At 61.1% G+C, this 18,668-nt stretch carries 20 protein-coding genes; 14 read left to right on the top strand and 6 right to left on the bottom strand.

Translation table 11 applies throughout. From position 1 onward, the window contains the following. Positions 1–332: 332 nt before the first annotated feature. Positions 333–1,169: a CvfB family protein gene (locus IFT99_RS17925; RefSeq protein ID WP_192134002.1), complete on the top strand. Its 837-nt coding sequence runs from the start codon at positions 333–335 to the stop codon at positions 1,167–1,169. 62 nt (positions 1,170–1,231) lie between these two features. On the opposite strand, the gene IFT99_RS17920 is transcribed toward IFT99_RS17925, so the two are convergent. Continuing rightward, positions 1,232–1,612 carry a hypothetical protein gene (locus IFT99_RS17920; protein WP_065992698.1) on the bottom strand — a complete coding sequence of 127 codons (381 nt, stop codon included), beginning with the start codon at positions 1,610–1,612 and terminating at the stop codon, positions 1,232–1,234. A 754-nt stretch (positions 1,613–2,366) separates the two neighbouring features. On the opposite strand from IFT99_RS17920, the gene IFT99_RS17915 reads away from it, so the two are divergent. From IFT99_RS17915 to def, 3 genes are all read left to right on the top strand, one after another. Continuing rightward, entirely contained in the window at positions 2,367–2,558 is a 192-nt protein-coding gene (locus IFT99_RS17915; RefSeq protein WP_065992700.1) for a CsbD family protein, read from the top strand. A 268-nt stretch (positions 2,559–2,826) separates the two neighbouring features. Beyond that, positions 2,827–3,825 carry a YihY/virulence factor BrkB family protein gene (locus IFT99_RS17910; protein ID WP_065992702.1) on the top strand — a complete coding sequence of 333 codons (999 nt, stop codon included), beginning with the start codon at positions 2,827–2,829 and terminating at the stop codon, positions 3,823–3,825. A 60-nt stretch (positions 3,826–3,885) separates the two neighbouring features. After that, positions 3,886–4,425: a peptide deformylase gene (gene def, locus IFT99_RS17905; protein ID WP_192134000.1), complete on the top strand. Its 540-nt coding sequence runs from the start codon at positions 3,886–3,888 to the stop codon at positions 4,423–4,425. Positions 4,426–4,651: 226 nt separating this feature from the next. On the opposite strand, the gene IFT99_RS17900 is transcribed toward def, so the two are convergent. Continuing rightward, the gene (locus tag IFT99_RS17900; protein ID WP_192133998.1) at positions 4,652–5,482 is read right to left on the bottom strand and encodes a class I SAM-dependent methyltransferase; all 831 of its coding nucleotides are present in this window, start codon (positions 5,480–5,482) and stop codon (positions 4,652–4,654) included. Between the two features lie 121 nt (positions 5,483–5,603). Continuing rightward, positions 5,604–6,017, bottom strand: coding sequence for a GNAT family N-acetyltransferase (locus IFT99_RS17895; protein ID WP_192133996.1), 414 nt, complete (start codon positions 6,015–6,017; stop codon positions 5,604–5,606). A gap of 123 nt (positions 6,018–6,140) precedes the next feature. Here IFT99_RS17895 and IFT99_RS17890 point away from each other — a divergent pair, with 123 nt between their 5' ends. From IFT99_RS17890 to IFT99_RS17860, 7 genes are all read left to right on the top strand, one after another. After that, positions 6,141–7,082, top strand: coding sequence for a fatty acid desaturase (locus IFT99_RS17890; protein WP_192133994.1), 942 nt, complete (start codon positions 6,141–6,143; stop codon positions 7,080–7,082). 43 nt (positions 7,083–7,125) lie between these two features. Further along, on the top strand, positions 7,126–7,905 hold the full coding sequence (locus IFT99_RS17885; protein ID WP_192133992.1) for a phosphate/phosphite/phosphonate ABC transporter substrate-binding protein: 780 nt from the start codon (positions 7,126–7,128) through the stop codon (positions 7,903–7,905). 117 nt (positions 7,906–8,022) lie between these two features. Beyond that, the gene (locus IFT99_RS17880) at positions 8,023–8,532 is read left to right on the top strand and encodes a sigma-70 family RNA polymerase sigma factor (RefSeq protein WP_192133990.1); all 510 of its coding nucleotides are present in this window, start codon (positions 8,023–8,025) and stop codon (positions 8,530–8,532) included. 73 nt (positions 8,533–8,605) lie between these two features. Next, complete coding sequence (locus tag IFT99_RS17875; protein WP_192133988.1) at positions 8,606–9,619, top strand: ABC transporter substrate-binding protein; 1,014 nt, start codon at positions 8,606–8,608, stop codon at positions 9,617–9,619. 79 nt (positions 9,620–9,698) lie between these two features. Continuing rightward, positions 9,699–10,265 carry a GNAT family N-acetyltransferase gene (locus IFT99_RS17870; protein ID WP_192133986.1) on the top strand — a complete coding sequence of 189 codons (567 nt, stop codon included), beginning with the start codon at positions 9,699–9,701 and terminating at the stop codon, positions 10,263–10,265. A 230-nt stretch (positions 10,266–10,495) separates the two neighbouring features. Further along, positions 10,496–10,996 carry a hypothetical protein gene (locus IFT99_RS17865; RefSeq protein WP_192134069.1) on the top strand — a complete coding sequence of 167 codons (501 nt, stop codon included), beginning with the start codon at positions 10,496–10,498 and terminating at the stop codon, positions 10,994–10,996. Between the two features lie 59 nt (positions 10,997–11,055). Then, complete coding sequence (locus tag IFT99_RS17860; RefSeq protein WP_192133984.1) at positions 11,056–11,493, top strand: nucleoside deaminase; 438 nt, start codon at positions 11,056–11,058, stop codon at positions 11,491–11,493. 7 nt (positions 11,494–11,500) lie between these two features. On the opposite strand, the gene IFT99_RS17855 is transcribed toward IFT99_RS17860, so the two are convergent. The 3 genes from IFT99_RS17855 to IFT99_RS17845 all read right to left on the bottom strand — a co-directional run bounded on the left by IFT99_RS17855 (position 11,501) and on the right by IFT99_RS17845 (position 14,062). Then, positions 11,501–12,502: a diaminopimelate epimerase gene (locus tag IFT99_RS17855; protein WP_192133982.1), complete on the bottom strand. Its 1,002-nt coding sequence runs from the start codon at positions 12,500–12,502 to the stop codon at positions 11,501–11,503. Positions 12,503–12,568: 66 nt separating this feature from the next. After that, positions 12,569–13,171, bottom strand: a complete 603-nt coding sequence (locus IFT99_RS17850; RefSeq protein WP_192133981.1) for a LysE family translocator — start codon at positions 13,169–13,171, stop codon at positions 12,569–12,571. 54 nt (positions 13,172–13,225) lie between these two features. Next, entirely contained in the window at positions 13,226–14,062 is an 837-nt protein-coding gene (locus tag IFT99_RS17845; RefSeq protein ID WP_192133979.1) for an AraC family transcriptional regulator, read from the bottom strand. 259 nt (positions 14,063–14,321) lie between these two features. On the opposite strand from IFT99_RS17845, the gene IFT99_RS17840 reads away from it, so the two are divergent. The 3 genes from IFT99_RS17840 to IFT99_RS17830 all read left to right on the top strand — a co-directional run bounded on the left by IFT99_RS17840 (position 14,322) and on the right by IFT99_RS17830 (position 18,596). Continuing rightward, positions 14,322–14,663 (top strand): hypothetical protein, encoded by a 342-nt coding sequence (locus tag IFT99_RS17840; protein ID WP_192133977.1) that lies wholly within the window; start codon positions 14,322–14,324, stop codon positions 14,661–14,663. Positions 14,664–14,704: 41 nt separating this feature from the next. Next, complete coding sequence (locus IFT99_RS17835) at positions 14,705–15,886, top strand: PQQ-dependent sugar dehydrogenase (protein ID WP_192133975.1); 1,182 nt, start codon at positions 14,705–14,707, stop codon at positions 15,884–15,886. Between the two features lie 538 nt (positions 15,887–16,424). Next, positions 16,425–18,596 (top strand): TonB-dependent siderophore receptor, encoded by a 2,172-nt coding sequence (locus IFT99_RS17830; RefSeq protein WP_192133972.1) that lies wholly within the window; start codon positions 16,425–16,427, stop codon positions 18,594–18,596. Positions 18,597–18,668: the final 72 nt, after the last annotated feature.

Genomic DNA, 18,668 nt, shown 5'->3' with positions numbered 1-18,668 from the left:
ATCCTATCGGAATTGGCCGGAAATTGCTTGGGTATTATCCGATGAGGGGAGGGCTGTTGCTCGCGCGGTGGTGCAGACATATTCTTCGACATTAGCCGCTAACTGACTGTTTTAATTGCGATGTTCAATCGGGCGTTCCGTGGTGTTCGACCAGCCTTCATGGCTGCTGCCAGATTCAACGACCTGACGAATGGCTTGAGCCCGGCACCGTCTGCGCGGTGACGTTCATCAACCCCTTGATTTTCAAAGCAGGCAGCCGACGCCAGAGGCCGATCCGGAACGCCCGCCGGAATTCGGGTAGAATGCCGCCCACGTAACGAGGGTATCTGCACATGGCTTTAGTCGGGCGCTACAACAGTTTGCAAGTGGTGAAACACACCAACTTCGGTTTATATCTGGACGGGGCACAAGATGGCGAAATTCTGCTGCCCAATCGATATATCCCCAAAGATATTCCCAGCGAAGATGAAGACTGGCTCAACGTCTTTATTTATCTGGACAGCGATGACAAGTTAATCGCGACCACGGAAAAACCCAAGGTTCAGGTGGGTGAATTTGCCAGCCTCAAAGTGGTTGAAGTCAACAGCATCGGCATCTTTCTGGATTGGGGGCTGCCCAAAGATCTGCTGCTGCCGTACTCGGAAGAAAAGCAGCCGCTGAAGGCCGGCGATTACTGCGTGGTGCATGTCTACCTCGACAAGCACACGCGCCGCATCACCGCGACCACGCGTCTGGATCGGTATCTGGACAAGGTGCCCGTTAACTATGCTGTCGGGCAGGAAGTGGACTTGCTGGTGGCGGAAGAAACCGCGATGGGTTTCAAGGCGATCATCAACAATAAGCACTGGGGCTTGATTCACAAGAACGAGGTGTTCAAGTTCCTGCGTTCGGGCAAACAGGAAAAAGGCTTCATCAAGGAAGTGCGCAGCGACGGCAACATCAGCCTGAGCCTGCAGCCAGTGGGCGAACAGCTTGCCAGCAGCCTCAACGCGCAGATCCTCGGCAAGTTGCGTGACAACAACGGCGTATTGCCTGTCAGCGACAAGAGCGATCCGCAGGTCATCAGCAACCTGTTCGGCGTCAGCAAGGGCAACTTCAAGAAAGCGATCGGCGCACTGTACAAGCAGGGCCAGATCGTCATTCACGCCGACCGTATCGAATTGGTCTGACGTGATACTCGAGTGCAGCGCCGGGTGATTGGCGCTGCACTCGTCAGATTAACGCGGGTTGATCATTTCTGCACGAAGCTGGCGAAGCTCAGGTTCGCGCCGTTCGGGCGCATGTCCTTCAAGTACGAATCCTTGTCAGCCGAGAGCTCCAGGCTCACGGTGGACTTGCGCTTGCCTTCATTGCGAACCACCACCGCGTCTTTTTGATCGCGCAGGAACTTGGTCGTCACCTTCAGGTGAATCAACTCATCCGTGCTAGGCGTGTGCAGAAGCAGATGCAGCCACTCGTACTGACCCACTGCCAGACGGCTCATGGGCAAATCAAACCACCAGATATTGCGCTTGGGGTCGAGCACGGCGAAGTGCGTGTTATTGGTGCCGAGGACGGCGCCGCCGAGCTGTTCATTACGGCGCGCAATGGCCTGCTGCTTATCGAGTTTCATAACATTCCTGGATCACGGTCTCGTCAACCTGGCCCGACGCCCTGAGCGCCGCCGGTTCGGTCGCGCATTCTCCGGGGTTCTCGGGGAAACATAAAGGCAAAATTGGCCGGCGCGATTCGCGGTCTTCGACAGGGACGCGGAGCGCCCCGGGCTGCATTCCCGCGCGGAGCGTGGGAACGATCAAATGTCAGCGCCTGAACGGGCCTCTTCCCGGCTAAAGCCGGTCCTACTAAAAGCAACGCTCGCAGCCAGTGGCACCGGCGCCGCCCGCTGTAGGACCGGCTTCAGCCGGGAAGCCCTTGATCTGCTTAACGCGCTTTTGAGCTGCTCTTGATCTTCGTACGCATAAAGTCCAGACACCACCAAGCGCGACTTGGGCGCAGGCCGAACGCAGACGATGCGCAGTGGGCCGAGCCGCATGGATGCGGCGAGAGCGCCGTCAGGACATGGATGTCCGTTCGGCGCGGGCCCACGGAGCGTCGTCGGAGTGAGGGTATTCCGACGGAGGAGGAACCTAGCCAGGAGCAAGCACCCTTGGTTACTTGGGGTGCTTTTCCAAGTAACTCGCCGAAGGCGAAACGTTCTGCCGTTAGGCAGGACCTAAGCAAACCACATATCCCCCAGACGCATTAAAAACCCAAGCCTACGACGCCCAATCAATCCAGTCGCGAATTAATTGAACCTCTGATTCACCGTTCCGGTCAGTTCTAGTGTCGAGTTAATGACATCCTATTTCCACCCTGGAGTGAACCCTATGAGCAGCACCGGCGATAAAGTCAAAGGCATGGCTAACGAAGCAGTAGGCAACGTCAAGCAGGGCGTCGGCAAAGTGACCGACAACGACAAACTGCGTGCCGAAGGCAAAGCGCAAGAAATCAAGGGCGAAGCCCAACAGACTGTTGGCGAAGCCAAAGACGCTGTGAAAAAAGGCGTCGACAAGGTCTAAATCCCTTGCGCCCTGAGCCCAATGGCTCCAGGCGACCTGATTTGCGACACCGTAACGGCCATCCTCTGATGGCCGTTATCATTTGCGTCACCGACCGCCTGAAACACATCAAATGTAGCCAACACCCCGGGCACCCTGTAAAAAGCCAGCCCGTTCGGGTAACTGACGGAATTTCAACGCCATTGCCCGCTCGTATGCATACCGCTTGTAGATACGCTTGAATCAATAATCGTGCTTCGGCTACATCTGTGTCGCGAAAGGAGACGCCATGATATTCCCGGACTTGCGCCAGCTCAGCATCAAGACAGTGTTGGTCAGAACGGTCAAAGAGTTTCTCGATGACGAGATGTCGACCTACGCCTCGGCACTGGCCTACCAGATGCTGTTTTCGCTGTTCCCGTTCCTGCTCTTCCTCATTGCCCTGATCGGCTTCCTGCACCTGCCGGACTTTTTCAGCTGGCTGCGACTGCAATCGGAACTGGTCCTGCCGCCCCAGGCCCTTGACCAGGTCAACCCGGTCATTGACCAGCTGCAACAGTCCAAGGGCGGTTTGCTGTCGATCGGTATCGTCATCGCGCTATGGACCGCCTCGGCTGGCGTGCGGCTGATGATGAGCGCCATGAACGCCGCGTATGACGTGGTCGAAGCGCGCCCGGCCTGGAAGCGCATCCCGCTGTCGGTGTTCTACACCATCGGCATCGCCGGCATGTTGCTCACGGTTGCCGCGCTGATGGTCACCGGCCCGGTGGTCATGAACTGGCTCGCCGCGCAGATTGGCATGGAAGATTTCATCGTCACGCTGTGGACGGTTCTGCGCTGGCCGCTGATCATCATCCTGCTGATGGTCGCGGTGGCGATCATGTATTACGTCATGCCCGATGTTAAGCAGAGCTTCCGCTTCATTACCCCGGGCTCAGTGCTCGCGGTCGTGGTGTGGATCGTCGCGTCGCTGGGCTTTGCCTACTACGTCAAGACCTTCGCCGACTACAACGCGATGTACGGCAGCATCGGTGCGATCATCGTGTTGCTGCTGTATTTCTACATTTCGGCGGCGGTGTTATTGCTGGGCGCTGAGATGAACGCGGTGATCGAGCACATGTCCGCCGAAGGCAAGGAGAAGGGTGAGAAGGAAGAAGGCGAGCGCGATGGCACGGCCGATTTTAATACGGTGCACCTCAAGCAGCACGTCTCGGGTCTCGGCCGCGATCACACCCATGACCATGACTACACGCCAACGCCGCCGGTGCTCAAGACCGACAAGTTCTGATAACGCTCAAGGCAGACGGCGCCCTCTGATGGCGCCTCTGCCCGTTGCAGAGGGCCCGCAATGATTCGCGAAATTCTGAAAATGGGCGACGAGCGCTTGCTGCGCATCGCGCCACCTGTCCCCGAGTCGATGTTCGGCTCCCGTGAGCTGAAGACACTCATCGAGGACATGTTCGAAACCATGGAAAGCGTCGGCGGTGTCGGCCTGGCCGCGCCGCAGATCGGCATTGACCTGCAGTTGGTGATCTTCGGTTTCGAGAGCAGCGATCGTTATCCGGATGCCGAGGCGGTCCCCCAGACCATCCTCCTCAATCCGCTGATTACCCCGCTGGAGCAAACCCTGGAAGAGGGCTGGGAAGGCTGCCTGTCGGTGCCGGGCCTTCGTGGCGTGGTCGATCGCTACGAGCATATCCGCTACGAGGGTTTCGACCCGGACGGCAAGCTCATCCAGCGTGAAGCCCGTGGTTTTCATGCGCGGGTCGTCCAGCACGAGTGTGATCACCTGATAGGCCGGTTGTACCCGTCACGCATTACCGACTTCAGCCGCTTTGGATTCATCGAAGTGCTGTTCCCGGGGATGGACCCGAACGCGGACGATTAACGCTTCGGAATTTCACAAAATCTTGGGGCAGATGAGTACCTATCCGGGAGTGAGCGCTCACGAAGAGCCCGGTACATCCGCTAAACATCCGGCGGCTGAGCGAGCGCTTTCGTGAGCAAGCTCACTCCCACAGGTTTTGCAGCGGCATCGTAAATAACCTCGCTCCCACAGGTTCTTCAGCGTTATCAAGGCGAGCACATTCCGCCGAGACTCTCGGCAGCTCATATTATTTCGCTGGCTTGATGAACCGCAGCGTCATGCGGTCGGACTCGCCGATCGCCAGAAACTTCGTCTTGTCCTGCTCACCTTTGACCAACGCCGGCGGCAGTGTCCAGACGCCGTCGGGGTAGTCTTTGGTGTCCTTGGGGTTGGCATTGATTTCGCTCTGGCCAGCCAGCGTGAAGCCCGCGTTCTGCGCCAGTTCGATCACGTAATCCGTCGGCAGGTATCCGTTTTGTGCGTTGTCCCTGGCCGTGGTGCCGGGTTTGGCCCGGTGGTCGACCACGCCCAGCGTCCCGCCCGGTTTCAATACCTCGTAAAACGCTTTGAACGTCGTCGCTTCGTTGCCGGCATCGACCCAGTTGTGCACGTTGCGGAAGGTCAGCACCGTGTCGGCTGAGCCTGGCTTACCGAAGACCGGCACCCGGGGCGCGTAGGCCACGACCTCGACCTTGCCGTAATGCGCTGGGTCGGCCGCGTATTTCTGCTTCAGGCTGTCGGCGGATTTTTTCGCGTCATCGCTGGTGGCAGGGTCGACGATGGCTGCCACGTAATGGCCTTTATCTCTGAGCAGCGGCGCCAGCAGTTCGCTGTACCAGCCGTTGCCCGGCGTGATTTCGATAATCGTCTGATCAGGGCGCAGGTCAAAAAATGTCAGGGTTTGCTCGGGGTGACGGTATTGATCGCGGGCCGTATTTTGCGGCACGCGCCAGTCGCCGCTGAGGACGGTCGCGAACTGCTCGTGGCTGACGGTGGATTCAGGTGCAGCAGTTGCCGCCGCTGCCAGGCCCGTCGCCGAAAGTGCCCAGAGAGAGAAAACCATAAGCGCCGGGTTCATGTGCATCCTGCTTGATCGAGAAATGACCGGCGAGGCTAGCACGCGAGGCCGGGCCTCGGATGGCACGTTTGGTTTGGTCCACCGCAGGAAAGGTTCTAAGCCTGCCAGCATCATCCGCCGATCAATCGGCACATCGAACAAGCGAGATCAACGATTTGGTCTGTCGATAACGCGCCAGCCGTGCGGCCAGTTCCTGAGGCAGATCCTCAACCCCCGTGAAGCCGAGTCGCTGATAGAACCCGCCGAGTTCAGGCTCACAGAACAACCAGACATTGCCTTCAACCGACGTCAGCGCGGCCGCGATCAAGCCCGCCGCGACACCTCGCCCGCGCTCGGCTGGCGCGATAAACAGCCCGGTCAACCAGTGCCCGCCAGCGACCGGCGTCAGGCACAGGGCGCCGATAATGCATGGCTGGCGCGCCACCCACACCTGCGCCTCGCCCCTGGCGCGCATGGACGACCGATGGGCGCGGTAGAACTTCTCCAGCAACGGGCGCTGCACGTCGGGAAGGGTTGAAAACTGGATGTCGGGCATGTGCGGCAGGCGTCGGCTTGAGGGTGGATTCAGCGCATCGTTCTACCGTCATAACCAATCGATCTACAAGTTTTTCCTGCGTCGTTGCACAACCGGTTATCAGCCCGAATGCAGGAACCGGCAATGCCCCACTATCTGGACGACGCGCAGCGCGAAGAGATCAAGCGCCTGCGTGCAAGCTTTACAGGCCGCACGGAATGGCCGACCTGGTTACTGCTGATCGGCGTATTCGCAGGCTGGCCGACGTTGCTGGTTGCCAGCCCGCAGCTGGGCGTTTGGCCGACCACGCTGTTGATGGTCCCGATGCTGGTGCTGTGGATGTCGGTGCAACATGAGGTGCTGCACGGCCACCCGACACGTTCGTTGCGACTGAACAAGGTGCTCGGTTACGCGCCATTCGCGGTCTGGTACCCGTACACGCTGTATCGCGACACCCATATGCAGCACCACTGCGATGAAGACCTCACCGTTCCCGGTCGCGACCCGGAAAGCCGCTACCTAAGCCAGTTGGAATGGAAGCAGACCGGCATGCTGATGCGTGCGCTGCGCTGGCTCGACAAGACACCGCCCGGGCGTCTGGTGTTTGGCGTGCCGTTGGCGCTGAGCAGTCTGATCGTCGGCGAAACCCGTCGATTGCTGCGTGGCGAGCGTCAGGCTTGGGCGATGTGGTCGACCCATGGTGGATTGCTGGTGCTGATGTTCCTATTCATCGAGCATTACGCCGCGATCTCGGCCCTGCATTACGTGATTTTTTGCAGCGTGCCGGCGCTGGCGGTGTCGATGGTTCGCTCCTATTACGAGCACCGTCCTGGCGAGCGACCCCAAGAGCGCACTGTCATCAATGAGGCGTCGTGGCCATGGGCCTGGCTGTTCCTGAATCTGAATCTGCACCTCGTCCACCACGACTTGCCTGGCTTGTCGTGGTATCACATGCCCGTCGTGTATCGGGCGCGGCGCGAGCAATGGCTGGCACGCAGCGGCGGTTTTCTGGTGGCCGGTTACGCGGAACTCTTTCGTCGCCACAGCTTCAATCCTATCGACAGCCCGCAACATCCCCATGTTTGAAACCCTATGTCTGAAACCCCAGGTCTGATGAGGAACACCGAACATGCCCCAAGGCTTCGCTGAACTGTTGATGTATGTCGCGCCGCCGCGCATTCGGCAGGCGCAGGAACAGTGGCTGAGCCGTGTGCTGGACATCCTCGGCGTGCAGCGTCTCGATGCTCAAGACCTGGAGCTGAAGGCGCTCTGGCTGTCGCCGCAGTTGCTGCTGACGCAAACCTGCGGTTATCCGCTGATGACTGAATTGCAGGGCAAGGTACAGGTGGTCGGGCGGCCTGTTTATCAGCTGCCCCACAGCGCCAATGGCAACCACTGCAGCCTGTTGATCGCCCGCGAGGACGATCCGCGTCAGGCACTCGTCGAATTCAGGGGCAGTCATGGCCTGCTCAATTCACGGGATTCCAATTCCGGCATGAACCTGTTCCGCCACGCCCTGGCGCCGCTTCAACAAAACGGGGCGTTCTTTGCTGATGTGACGCTCACCGGCGGCCACCGCAGCAGCCTCGCTGCGATCAAAGCGGGTGACGGCAATCTGGCCGCCATCGACAGCGTGACCTTCGATTATCTGGCGCGCGACGGTAGCGAGGAGGTCGCCGGCGTGAAAGTGATTGCTCGAACGGCGGAGGGGCCGTGCCTGCCGTACATCACGCGCCTCGGCGCCGAGGCTGATGTCATCCGCGAGGCAATGAATCAGGCGCTGACTGAACTCCCCGATGTCGCCCACGTGTTGGCGATCAGCGAGGTGATGTCTGCGAGCGTGGAGGATTATCAGGTGTTGCTGGATTACCGGCTGCAGGCGGTATCACAAGGCCTGGCTTCGCTCTAGTTATGCCCCAATGGTCTATAAAGAACACTTTTAAGTATTTTTACTGCATAACCGCGCTTGCTAGCATGCCCACTCGGAAGGTCCCGATGATAAAAATTTCAGGGCAGGGGATGTCTTATGGCTGGCGCCGATATGATGCATCGCCACTACCTCGGCGAATTATTTGTGCAGCACCACTCGTGGCTATGCCTGCGCCTGCGTCGGCTGCTCGACTCCGAGCAGAGCGCTGAAGACGTTGCGTCCGAAACCTTCCTGCAACTGCTGGCCTCGCCCAACGTTGTGCCGATTCGCGACCCACGCGCGCTGCTGACTACCATTGCCCAGCGACGGGTGTATGAGCGCTGGCGGCGGCGTGATCAGGAGCGCGATTATCTGGAGGGATTGGCCCTGGAAGATGCTGTTCCGTGCGCATCCGCAGAAAGCCACGCCGCTACGCTGCAAATCCTTGACCGTCTGGATCGCCGCCTTGACCGCCTGCCTGCCAAGATCAAATCAACCTTTGTGCTCTCCCGTCGCGGCGGGCTGACCTATCCTGAAATTGCCGCGCAGCTGGGCATTTCGCAGCGTTCGGTGAGCGACTACATGGATCAGGCTGAAACCTGTTGCCGCCGCGCTTGTCTGGAATAAAGCGTGTGCTGTGCCCGGCCAACTGTGCCAAACCGATTGAGCTCCTCCCATCCCCGAGCGACGAGAGACATCCATGACACCAATCAAAAAACTGCTGGGCGGCTCGCTGCTGGCACTGGCTGCCCTGACGGGCTCGGCGTACGGCGCAGAAAAAACCGCGCCGATTCATTTCGGCGACATCACTTGGGAGAGCGGCAGCCTGATCACCGAAATCCTGCGCACCATCGTGGAAAAAGGCTACGGCTATCCCACTGACACCCTGCCGGGCAGTACGGTCAGTCTCGAAGCGGCACTGGCGAAGAACGACATTCAGGTGATCGGCGAAGAGTGGGCGGGCCGCAGTCCTGCGTGGGTCAAGGCGGAAGCCGAAGGCAAGGTCCACGGCCTGGGCAACATCGTCAAAGGCGCAACCGAAGGCTGGTGGGTGCCGGAATTCGTCATCAAGGGCGACCCGGAGCGCGGCATCAAACCGCTGGCCCCTGACCTGAAATCGGTGTCGGACCTGCCCAAATACAAAGACGTGTTCAAGGACCCGGAATCCCCGGACAAGGGCCGCTTCCTCAACAGCCCGACCGGCTGGACCTCGGAGATCGTCAACACCCAGAAGCTCAAGGCCTACAAGCTCAACGACAGCTACGTGAACTTCCGTACCGGATCGGGTGCGGCGCTGGATGCTGAAGTCGCATCGTCGATCCGCCGCGGCAAGCCGGTGTTGTTCTATTACTGGTCGCCGACGCCGCTGCTGGGTCGCTTCAAGCTTATCAAGCTGGAAGAGCCGCCATTCAACGAAGCCGCCTGGAAAACCCTCGCCGACGCCAGCAATCCCAACCCGATCGGCTCCAGCTCCCTCGCTGCGCACCTGGCCATTGGCGTGTCGGAACCGTTCCGTCAGCAGTACCCGGATCTGGTGAGCTTCTTCGAGAAGGTGGACCTGCCCATCGACCAGTTGAACAAGACTTTGGGCGAGATGAGCGAGAAGCGCCAGGAGCCCAGCGTTGTGGCGAAAAGCTTCTTGAAGGATCACCCGGAAGTCTGGTCTTCCTGGGTGCCAGCTGAGGTGGCCAGCAAGGTGAAAGCCGGCCTGTAAGCGCTTTCCCTTCAAGCTGTGGGCAAGCGGGCTGCCGCTTGTCCCACAGGCAACCCTGTTCATGTACGAGTCACGCTTCATGAACCCTTTATGCCTTCCCCTTCATACCGAACGCCTGATCCTGCGCGAACTCACCCCTGACGACACCCCGGCGCTGGCGCAGATTCTGGGCGATGCCGAGGTGATGCGTCATTCGGTGGCGGGCGTGTTGTCGGAAAAGGCGACAGGGGAGTTCATCGACTGGTGCCGGATTTCCTACCGTGAGCGCGGCTTCGGTCCGTGGGCGGTGGTGGAAAAATCCACCTCAACCCTGGCCGGCTTCTGCGGTCTCAATGCCGAGCGGGTCGATGGGAAGGACGAGATCGAGATCGGCTATCGGCTCGCCACCGGGTTCTGGGGGAAAGGCCTGGGCACTGAAGCGGCGCGCAGCGCTCTGGCTTATGGTTTTGAAGAGCTGCAGGTGCCGTCGCTGATCGCCATCGTTCAACCGGCCAATTTCGCGTCGGTTAAAGTGATTCAGAAGCTCGGGTTCGGCGGGTTCGTTCACAGCCAGTATCACCGGCAGGGCGTGAGAATTTACCGCATGACCGCGCAGCAATGGGCGCTGGGTCGTTCAGCAGAATCACAAGATACGCAATTCCCGTAGGACCGGCTTCAGCCGGGAAGGCGTCAGGCATTTCAATGCAGAACTCACGGCGTACGCGCTGGCCTCTTCCCGGCTAAAACCGGTCCCACAAGGTATGCATCGTTCGGCCAGAGATCGCTCACCGATGGATATCTCGCCCCTCAACTGTTAGCGTCCAGCAGACAATCAAAGCGTTGATCACCGATAAAAAGTCGCCGGGAGAGGACATGGAATATTGCAGATCGACAGCAATGACGATGATGAAGGCGTCACTCGGGCTGACTTTAGTGGCGGTGATGGCCCTGCAGAGCGTGGCATTGGCCGGCGAAACCGCCCCCGCTCCCGCACCCGTGGCCGGGGATTCCGCGCTGACCTTCGTGCAGGAGCGGCATCTGGGCGAAAGCCTGGGCTGGCTGGGTTATCAGGTCGCGTCCCACACGGTGACCTTCGCCACGATCGTCGAGACCGTCGGCCGCACCAAGGCCCAGGAAATCGTGCAGGACGAACTGCAAAGCCTGCAGCCGCAGTATCAGCAGGAATGGGACCGAAACCTCGCGGCCGCCTACGCCGCATCCTTTAGCCCTGAAGAGCTGAAGGCACTGGACGCCGCAGACCCGGCGCCGGACGTCGCCAACAAATTCCGCAACAAGCAGCGCGATGTCGGCGCTGACATGAAGGACCGCTCCAGCGAGCTGCTCAAGGTTTACGTGTCCACCGCGCTGGACAACGCATTGAAAAAAGCCAAGCCTTGAGCGCGCTTTTTTATGAAGCGTTTTTTCGATCATCCCCGTCACGAAGGAAAGGAGAGACCATGGACCCGTTCATGCAAGCGGCCATTGATGAAGCGCAGAAGGGCCTGGACGAAGGCGGTGTTCCCATCGGCTCGGTCATCGTCCACGACGGCAAGATCATCGGCCGTGGCCACAATCGTCGCGTCCAGGAAGGCAGCGCCATCAAGCACGGCGAGATGGACGCCTTCGAAAACGCCGGTCGCCAGCCCGCCCGCGTTTATCGCGAAGCCACGCTTTACACGACCCTGTCGCCCTGCGCGATGTGCAGTGGCGCGATCCTGCTGTACGGCATCCGCAAAATCATCGTCGGCGAACACGAGACGTTCATGGGTGAGGAGGAATTGCTCAAGTCCCGTGGCGTGGACGTGAATGTGCTGCACGACAAGACGTGCGTCGGACTGATGAAGCAGTTCATCGCGGACAAGCCCGAGCTGTGGAATGAGGACATTGGGGAGTAGGTCAGCGTCAGGCCTTGACTCGCGCCGTCCCGAATAACTGCACCTGCTGCAACTGCCCGTCGCGCTCGATCAGGCGCAACGGTGCGGTGCCGCCGGGCATCACCACGTCCACCAGACCCGCTTGGACCCAGCCGCAGAACCACGCTGCCGACGCGACCGCGCTGGCGCTGGTGCCCGATGACGCCGTCGGGCCTTCGCCCCGTTCAAACACCCGCGCTGTGATGCGGTTTGGCCCCGAACGCGCGGCCCATTGCAGATTGACTCCGCCAGGGCAGGGGTCGCCGCTCCCTGATTCGCCGGCGACGAAGGCGATGCGGGTCAGGGCGGCGTTCAACTCGGTTTGGTGAAGGTTTGCGAAGCCGGGCAGATCATCCACATCCGCCACCAGCGTGACGCAATGGGGGTTGCCCACCCTGACGAACACGCTGGTCTGCCATGCGGGGTGCAACGCCGCTATACGCTCGACCCGGTTAATCTCCCGCTCATTGAGCATCGCCTTACCGACACCGGCTCCTGTCGCGCCCACCGCCTGTGGGCCGAAAGTGGGGGCGCCGATGTCCAGCCAGAACCCGTTCACGCCGTCGACGGTTGCAGAAACCGCCTGGGTTGCTACGGGGCTGGGCATGTCAGCATTGTCGTGATGAACGCGCAGGCTGAATGGCGCGCTGTCGGTGCCAAGGGCTGAGTCTTTGAGTGATTGAGCGAAGATGGTCAGGCCGTTGCCGCTGCGTTCAGCGAGGGTGCCGTCGGTGTTGACGATCAATAGGTCGAACGGCGCGGTGTCCTGAAACGGGCCGACCAGAAGACCGTCCGAGCGGTGAGATTTGCTCCCCGGTGGACGCTGGCCAGCGGGCCAGTCACAGATCGCCGCGACGGCTTGAGCGGTCCAGGTGTGGCGGCCAGTGGCGGCTTCTATCGGTGACTGGGGCAGAGGGACGCCGAGGGTGCGCAGGGCATCGGGAGCAACCACCGCGTAGATATTGCCGCGAGCGTCGTAGAAGCGAGCCATGGTCAGTCCGGATCAGGAATTCAGCGCGCATTAAATCACGCCGACCCGCGCGTTGCTGCCCACCCTTCACACCACCAACGTCAACCACGCCGATACCAGCAACAGCACCGCCATCGCCTGATTGAAGCGCTTCATGCTCTGCGCCGAGCGGCAGAATGTCGCGGCGCTGACGCCAAGCCAGGCCCAGGCGCTCATACACGGGATCGACACCAGGAAGAACGCCAGCGACAGCCATATCACCCGCAGCATGCGATCGGCGTCGGTGCCGGCGAACACGCTGACCACGGCCAGCGCCATCATCCAGGTTTTCGGGTTCACCCACTGCAGGCTCGCCGCGCCCCACAGGCCCAGGGTCGGGCCGCTGCGGCGTTGCGTCGGGTCGATCGCTTCGGCGGGCGCGCTGAATATCTGCCACGCCAGCCAGGTCATCCAGGCGATGCCGACCCATGACATCAGCGTCTGCACCTGTCGATGCCGCGCCAGCACGTCGCCCAGCCCGGTGCCGACCATCAGCACCAGCAACGCCGCACCGGCGCAGGCCCCGAGGACAATCGGCAGTGTGCGGAGCAGGCCGTGGCGCGAGCTGTTGGTCAGTACGAGGATGTTCGTCGGGCCGGGCGTGATGGACGCGACGAAAGCGAACAGCAGAAAGGGCAGGAGGGTTTGCATAAGGCCACTCGGCGGTCATTGATCGTGGAGCAATGATCCGCGCGCCGTGGGCGGTCAGTCTGGAACAATTGAGCAGCGTCGGCGGTAGTCAGCCGGGGTCATGCGATAGGCGCGCTGGAACCAGCGGCCCAGATGGCTTTGATCCGCGAAACCCAGGGCAGCCGCGACGCTGACAGGCGCCTCGCCCCGGGCCAGCAGATGGCGGGCGCGGGTCAGGCGCAGCTGGATCAGGTAGGCATGGGGCGCCAGGCCGAACGCGGCCTTGAACGCGCGGCTCAGGCGGAAACGATCGACGCCGGTCACTTGCGCCAGATCGTCCAGGCCAATGTCCTGCTGCAAATGGCTGTGCAGATAGTCACGCGCTCGCTGGGCCACCAGTGGCAGGCGGGGATCGGGGTCGATCAAGGTGCGCCAGCGCAAGTGGCTGGTCAGGTTGGCCAGCAGGTGGTCCAGTGCGGTCTGGCGCACGATGCGCAGTTCGTCGTGGTGTATCGCTTCGAAGGCGTCGGCCGTCGCGATGGCGAGGCGCGGGTCGTCCGCCAGCGTTGCCGCGAAGCTGAGCTGGGCGTTGTCCGGCGCTTCTTCAAACTGCGCGCGTAACTCCCGGTCCAGCCAGCGCGGGTCCAGGTACAACGTGCGGTAGGTAAAGCCGCCCGCTTCCGGGGCCGTGCCGTCGTGGATGTCGCCCGGCTCGAGCAGGAACACTTTTCCCGGCGTGCTGTTGTGCTGCTGTCGACGGCAATTGAATTGCTGCAGACCCTGTTCGGTGATGCCCACCAGAAAGCTGTCGTGCCAGTGGGGATCGTAGGCATGGCCCTCGAAATGCGCGCGCACTGTCTCGATGCCGGACGTGGCGTCCTGCTTGAGCTCGATCCAGTTGCGGTCGGACATCGCGGGGCCTCGGAAGGGGTAGCGGGTTTGGGTAGGCGGTCAAGCTTGAGTACGTTACCGCGCCGCTTACGGCAGGTCTGGAAGAATCGTGCAGCGGACGACGAAGTGTCGGCGCATGGGACGATCCGGCGGGTCGGCGACTATTCTTGTTACAAAGCGAAAGGTCCTACACGTTGCTCATCCACCGTGACAGCGCGAACCTACGCGCTCGATCGCCATCAAAGACCGGAATCGTTACCCATCCCACAGAAGGTAAATGATGAACAGTTTTCCGCGACGCCTCGCCGTCGTCTTGCTCGGCGGACTGTTGTCCGCCGGGCTGGCGCAGGCCGATGATCACACCGCGCACTCGCCGCCGCTTCTGGCGGCCGCCGCTTACCCGAGCCGCTCGATCAACGTTCCCGATAACGGCGCCGTGCGCCGTGCCAATCCCAACAGTCGTCAGGGCACCGAGTCCATCGCGCCACGTGTCGGTGGCCCGAATCTCGGACCGACGCAGCCACGTCCGCCCACCCTTGAAAACGGTGGCATCGGCAACGGTTATCCGACCCGGCAGCAACCCGCCCGGCCTTCCGGCGATACCGAACGCCGCACTAACTGAAATCACTGCCAGCCTCTCTTCCATTTCAGAAGGAACCGCCTATGTTGCGCGCCACCCCTTTTTACAAGCTCGCCCTCCGCAAGACATTGCTGGCGACCTTATGCGCCTCCGCATTATTGGGCCTCTCCGTGCAGGCCACTGCTGCGACCTATCAAAGCGAGGCTGGCACGCTGACCGTCGATGAGGTCGTCGGCGGGTTGCAGCATCCTTGGGCGGTGGCGTTTCTGCCGAACTCCCAAGGAATGTTGGTCACCGAGCGTACGGGCAATCTGCGTCGGGTGATGCCTGACGGCAAGCTGTCGGCGCCGATCTCCGGCGTGCCGAAGGTCTGGGTGCAAGGGCAGGGCGGTTTGCTGGATGTCGAGCTGTCTCCGGATTTCGCCAAGGACCGCATGGTGTACCTGACCTACTCCGAGGCCGCGAGCGACGGAAAAACCGGCGGCACGGCGGCGGGGCGCGCAAGGCTCTCTGAGGACATGACCAAGCTGGAAGGCTTCACGCGCATTTTCCAGCAGCAGCCGAAACTGTCGGTGGGCAACCACTTCGGCTCGCGCATCGTCTTTGATCGCGAGGGCTACATGTTCATCGCCCTGGGCGAAAACAACGAACGGGCCACGGCTCAGGACCTCGACAAACTGCAGGGCAAGGTCGTGCGCCTGTACCCCGACGGCACCGTGCCCAAGGACAACCCCTTTGTCGGCCAGAAAAACGTTCGGCCGGAAATCTGGAGCTACGGTCACCGCAATCAACAGGGCGCCGCGCTCAACCCCTGGACCGGCACGCTGTGGACCAACGAGCACGGTCCGCGTGGCGGGGACGAAATCAACATCATCGAACGCGCCGGCAATTATGGCTGGCCCATCTCGACCTTCGGCATCGACTACAGCGGCGAGCCTATTTCCGAGTCCAAGGGCAAGGTAGTGGAGGGCGTGAAAAACCCCTTCCACGTGTGGGAGAAGTCCCCAGGCATCAGCGGCATGGCGTTCTACGACTCAAGCACATTCAAGGCGTGGGACCACAACGTCTTCATTGGCGCGCTGGCATCGGAGGAGCTGATCCGCCTGGAGCTCAAGGAAGACAAGGTGGTGCACGAAGAGCGTTTGCTCGGCGAGCTCAAGTCCCGCATTCGCGACGTGCGACAAGGGCCGGATGGGTATGTGTATGTGCTGACGGATGAAGACAATGGGAAGTTGCTGAAGGTCGGGTTGAAGGTGGAGCAATAGCCCTACCTTGAAATTATCGCCCAAGCGCCTGATTAACTGCATCTAGTAGGACCCCCTTAAGCCTGGAAGGGGCTGGTACATCCGACGCAGTTGCTTCGCCACTGCCGCAGTCTTCCCGGCTGAAGCCGGTCCTACAAAAGCTCGTTCTTCAACATCGCGATGTCGGCCAGAAAGGGACTGTAGGACCGGCTTCAGCCGGGAAGCGGCCGGTAAATTCGACGCATCTCTCTCATCAGTGCCGCAGTCTTCCCGGCTGAAGCCGGTCCTACAAAAGCTCGTCTCATTCGAAATTGCTATGTCGGCCAGAAAGGGACTGTAGGACCGGCTTCAGCCGGGAAGCGGCCGGTAAATTCGACGCATCTCTCTCATCAGTGCCGCAGTCTTCCCGGCTGAAGCCGGTCATACAAAAGTCACCTGCACACCGAATTCCACACCAATCCCGGTTGTAAAAATTCCGCGCAGAACGTAAAAGAGGCGCCGCCGAACTGGCCTGTGTTTCTCGTTGCCCGACTGCCCATCACCAGGAATTCACTCGCCGATGATCACCTCGTCCCGTCCCGCTGCCGGCTTCACCCGTCGGCTGTTGCCGTTGAGTATCGCTTTCGCTTCGCCATGGCTGGCGGCCCAGGAAGCCGAGCCCGTGACCCTGGATGCACTGCGCGTGACGGGGGAGCAGGAGTCGATTTATCAGGCGAGTGGCGCGTCGGTTGGCGGTTTCAGTGAAGCGCCGCTGCGCGACACGCCGGCGTCGATTTCGGTGTTCACCGCCGAGCGGCTGAAGGACCAGCAGGCCAAGCTGCTCAGCGATGTCCTGCGCAACGACGCGTCGGTGGGCGACAGCTATGCACCGGTGGGCTATTACGAGAATTTCGTCGTGCGCGGCTTCTCGCTCAACGCGGCCAACAGCTACCGCATCAACGGGCGGAGCATCACCGGCGAGCAGAACGTGGCGCTGGAAAACAAGGAACAGGTCGAGCTGCTCAAGGGGCTCTCGGGCCTGCAGAGCGGCGTGTCGGAGCCGGCGGGCGTGATCAATTACCAGACTAAACGCCCGGAAGACGTGCGCTCGGTGACGGTCTCGACCAACGAGCACGGCGAGCGCTACATCGCCACGGACGTCGGCGGCTGGTTCGGCAGCGAGAAGCAATTCGGCCTGCGCGCCAACGTTGCCCACGAGGACATCCGCTCCTACGTCGAGCACGCCAATGGTCAGCGGGATTTCGCCTCCCTCGCATTTGACTGGAACATCAACGACCAATCCACCCTGCAGCTCGACGTCGAATACCAGACCAAAGAACAGCGCTCGGTGCCGGGCTATCAACTGCTGGGCGGCACCGCGCTGCCCCACGACGCTTCGCCGCGCAAACTGCTGGGCTATCAAAACGGCTCGAACCCGGTGGGCATCGACTCGCTGAACATGAACGGCCGCTACGAATACCGCCTCAGCGACGACTGGAAAGCCAGCCTCAGCGCTTCACGCAGCCGCGTGGTCATCGACGATTACAGCGCTTTCGCCTACGGCTGCTATTACCAGAGCGACTGCCCTGCCGAGCCGTTGACCGGGCACTTCACGCCCAGCGGCGGTTACGACATCTACGATTTCCGCAGTCCGGACGACACGCGACGCAACGATGAAGTCGAAGCGTCCATGACCGGCCTGTTCGACACCGGCTGGCTCAAGCATGAGCTGACCTTCGGCAGCACCGCGTTCCGGCGCACGGTCGACACCCGGCCGTATTTCAGCGAATACGTCGGCTCCGGCAACATCCACAAGACGCCGGACACCTTCGCACCGTCGGACCTGTCCGTGGGCCACACCGAACGGCGCCTGGACAGCCGCCAGTACGGGCTCTTCGCCACCGACCGCATCCGTTTCAACGAGCATTGGCAGACGGTCATCGGCGGGCGTGAGGTGAAGCTCGATGAAAAGGCCTACAACGAGGACGGCAGCGACAACCGCCATACCGAGCGCTCGATCTTTCTGCCCCAGGCCGCGCTGATTTACAAGCCGATCGACAACGTTTCGCTGTACACGAGCTACAGCAAAGGGCTGTCTCTGGGCGGCACGGCATCGGTGTTCGACAGCAATGTCGGGGAAATCCTCGCGCCGACGATCTCACGTCAACTGGAAGCCGGGGTCAAATACGACTGGCGCCGCATGAGCTTCACCGCTGCCGTATTCCAGACCCGCCAGGCGTATCAGTATTCGAAACCCAGCGACGACGGCAGCCTGACCTTCGTCCAGCAGGGCCAGCAGAAAAACACCGGCGTCGAGCTGAGCGCCAATGGTTACGTGACCTCGCAGTTGCAGATGTCGGCCAGCGTCGCGGCCATTCGCGCGCGGGTTGAAGACAGCGGCACCGCGGCTTACGAAGATCATCAGGCAATCAACGTGCCCAAATTCCGCGGGAGCCTGTCAGCCGATTACGCACTGCCGATTCAGGGGCTGGCGTTGCTTGGCGGCGTGCAATACAGCGCCAGCAAATACGCCAACCGCGAAGGCTCGGTGAAAGTCGATGACTACGCAGTGTTCAACGCGGGCAGTCGCTACAGCACGAAAATCGAGGGCTACGACACGGTCTTGCGCCTGACCGTGGATAACCTCTTCGACAAGCGCTACTGGCGCGACGCGGGCGAATACCTGGGGGACGATTACCTGTTCCTCGGCGCACCGCGTACGGCGCGGGTGTCGGCGACGGTGAATTTTTAAATCAGCTGCTGAAACGCGTCAGCCGTCAGCGATCCGCCCGCAGGCCGTCAGCTTTGTTATCCTGCGCGCCTT

The organism is Pseudomonas sp. CFBP 8772 (genome assembly GCF_014841665.1).
Taxonomy (GTDB): Bacteria; Pseudomonadota; Gammaproteobacteria; order Pseudomonadales; family Pseudomonadaceae; genus Aquipseudomonas; species Aquipseudomonas graminis_B.
This window is presented reverse-complemented; position numbering and strand designations above follow the sequence as displayed.

Excerpts from the sequence above, each read along its gene's own strand:
- IFT99_RS17925 (WP_192134002.1), top strand. The coding sequence starts at position 333 with ATGGCTTTAGTCGGGCGCTACAACAGTTTGCAAGTGGTGAAACACACC.
- IFT99_RS17920 (WP_065992698.1), bottom strand. The coding sequence starts at position 1,612 with ATGAAACTCGATAAGCAGCAGGCCATTGCGCGCCGTAATGAACAGCTC.
- IFT99_RS17915 (WP_065992700.1), top strand. The coding sequence starts at position 2,367 with ATGAGCAGCACCGGCGATAAAGTCAAAGGCATGGCTAACGAAGCAGTA.
- IFT99_RS17910 (WP_065992702.1), top strand. The coding sequence starts at position 2,827 with ATGATATTCCCGGACTTGCGCCAGCTCAGCATCAAGACAGTGTTGGTC.
- def (WP_192134000.1), top strand. The coding sequence starts at position 3,886 with ATGATTCGCGAAATTCTGAAAATGGGCGACGAGCGCTTGCTGCGCATC.
- IFT99_RS17900 (WP_192133998.1), bottom strand. The coding sequence starts at position 5,482 with ATGAACCCGGCGCTTATGGTTTTCTCTCTCTGGGCACTTTCGGCGACG.
- IFT99_RS17895 (WP_192133996.1), bottom strand. The coding sequence starts at position 6,017 with ATGCCCGACATCCAGTTTTCAACCCTTCCCGACGTGCAGCGCCCGTTG.
- IFT99_RS17890 (WP_192133994.1), top strand. The coding sequence starts at position 6,141 with ATGCCCCACTATCTGGACGACGCGCAGCGCGAAGAGATCAAGCGCCTG.
- IFT99_RS17885 (WP_192133992.1), top strand. The coding sequence starts at position 7,126 with ATGCCCCAAGGCTTCGCTGAACTGTTGATGTATGTCGCGCCGCCGCGC.
- IFT99_RS17880 (WP_192133990.1), top strand. The coding sequence starts at position 8,023 with ATGGCTGGCGCCGATATGATGCATCGCCACTACCTCGGCGAATTATTT.
- IFT99_RS17875 (WP_192133988.1), top strand. The coding sequence starts at position 8,606 with ATGACACCAATCAAAAAACTGCTGGGCGGCTCGCTGCTGGCACTGGCT.
- IFT99_RS17870 (WP_192133986.1), top strand. The coding sequence starts at position 9,699 with ATGAACCCTTTATGCCTTCCCCTTCATACCGAACGCCTGATCCTGCGC.
- IFT99_RS17865 (WP_192134069.1), top strand. The coding sequence starts at position 10,496 with ATGACGATGATGAAGGCGTCACTCGGGCTGACTTTAGTGGCGGTGATG.
- IFT99_RS17860 (WP_192133984.1), top strand. The coding sequence starts at position 11,056 with ATGGACCCGTTCATGCAAGCGGCCATTGATGAAGCGCAGAAGGGCCTG.
- IFT99_RS17855 (WP_192133982.1), bottom strand. The coding sequence starts at position 12,502 with ATGGCTCGCTTCTACGACGCTCGCGGCAATATCTACGCGGTGGTTGCT.
- IFT99_RS17850 (WP_192133981.1), bottom strand. The coding sequence starts at position 13,171 with ATGCAAACCCTCCTGCCCTTTCTGCTGTTCGCTTTCGTCGCGTCCATC.
- IFT99_RS17845 (WP_192133979.1), bottom strand. The coding sequence starts at position 14,062 with ATGTCCGACCGCAACTGGATCGAGCTCAAGCAGGACGCCACGTCCGGC.
- IFT99_RS17840 (WP_192133977.1), top strand. The coding sequence starts at position 14,322 with ATGAACAGTTTTCCGCGACGCCTCGCCGTCGTCTTGCTCGGCGGACTG.
- IFT99_RS17835 (WP_192133975.1), top strand. The coding sequence starts at position 14,705 with ATGTTGCGCGCCACCCCTTTTTACAAGCTCGCCCTCCGCAAGACATTG.
- IFT99_RS17830 (WP_192133972.1), top strand. The coding sequence starts at position 16,425 with ATGATCACCTCGTCCCGTCCCGCTGCCGGCTTCACCCGTCGGCTGTTG.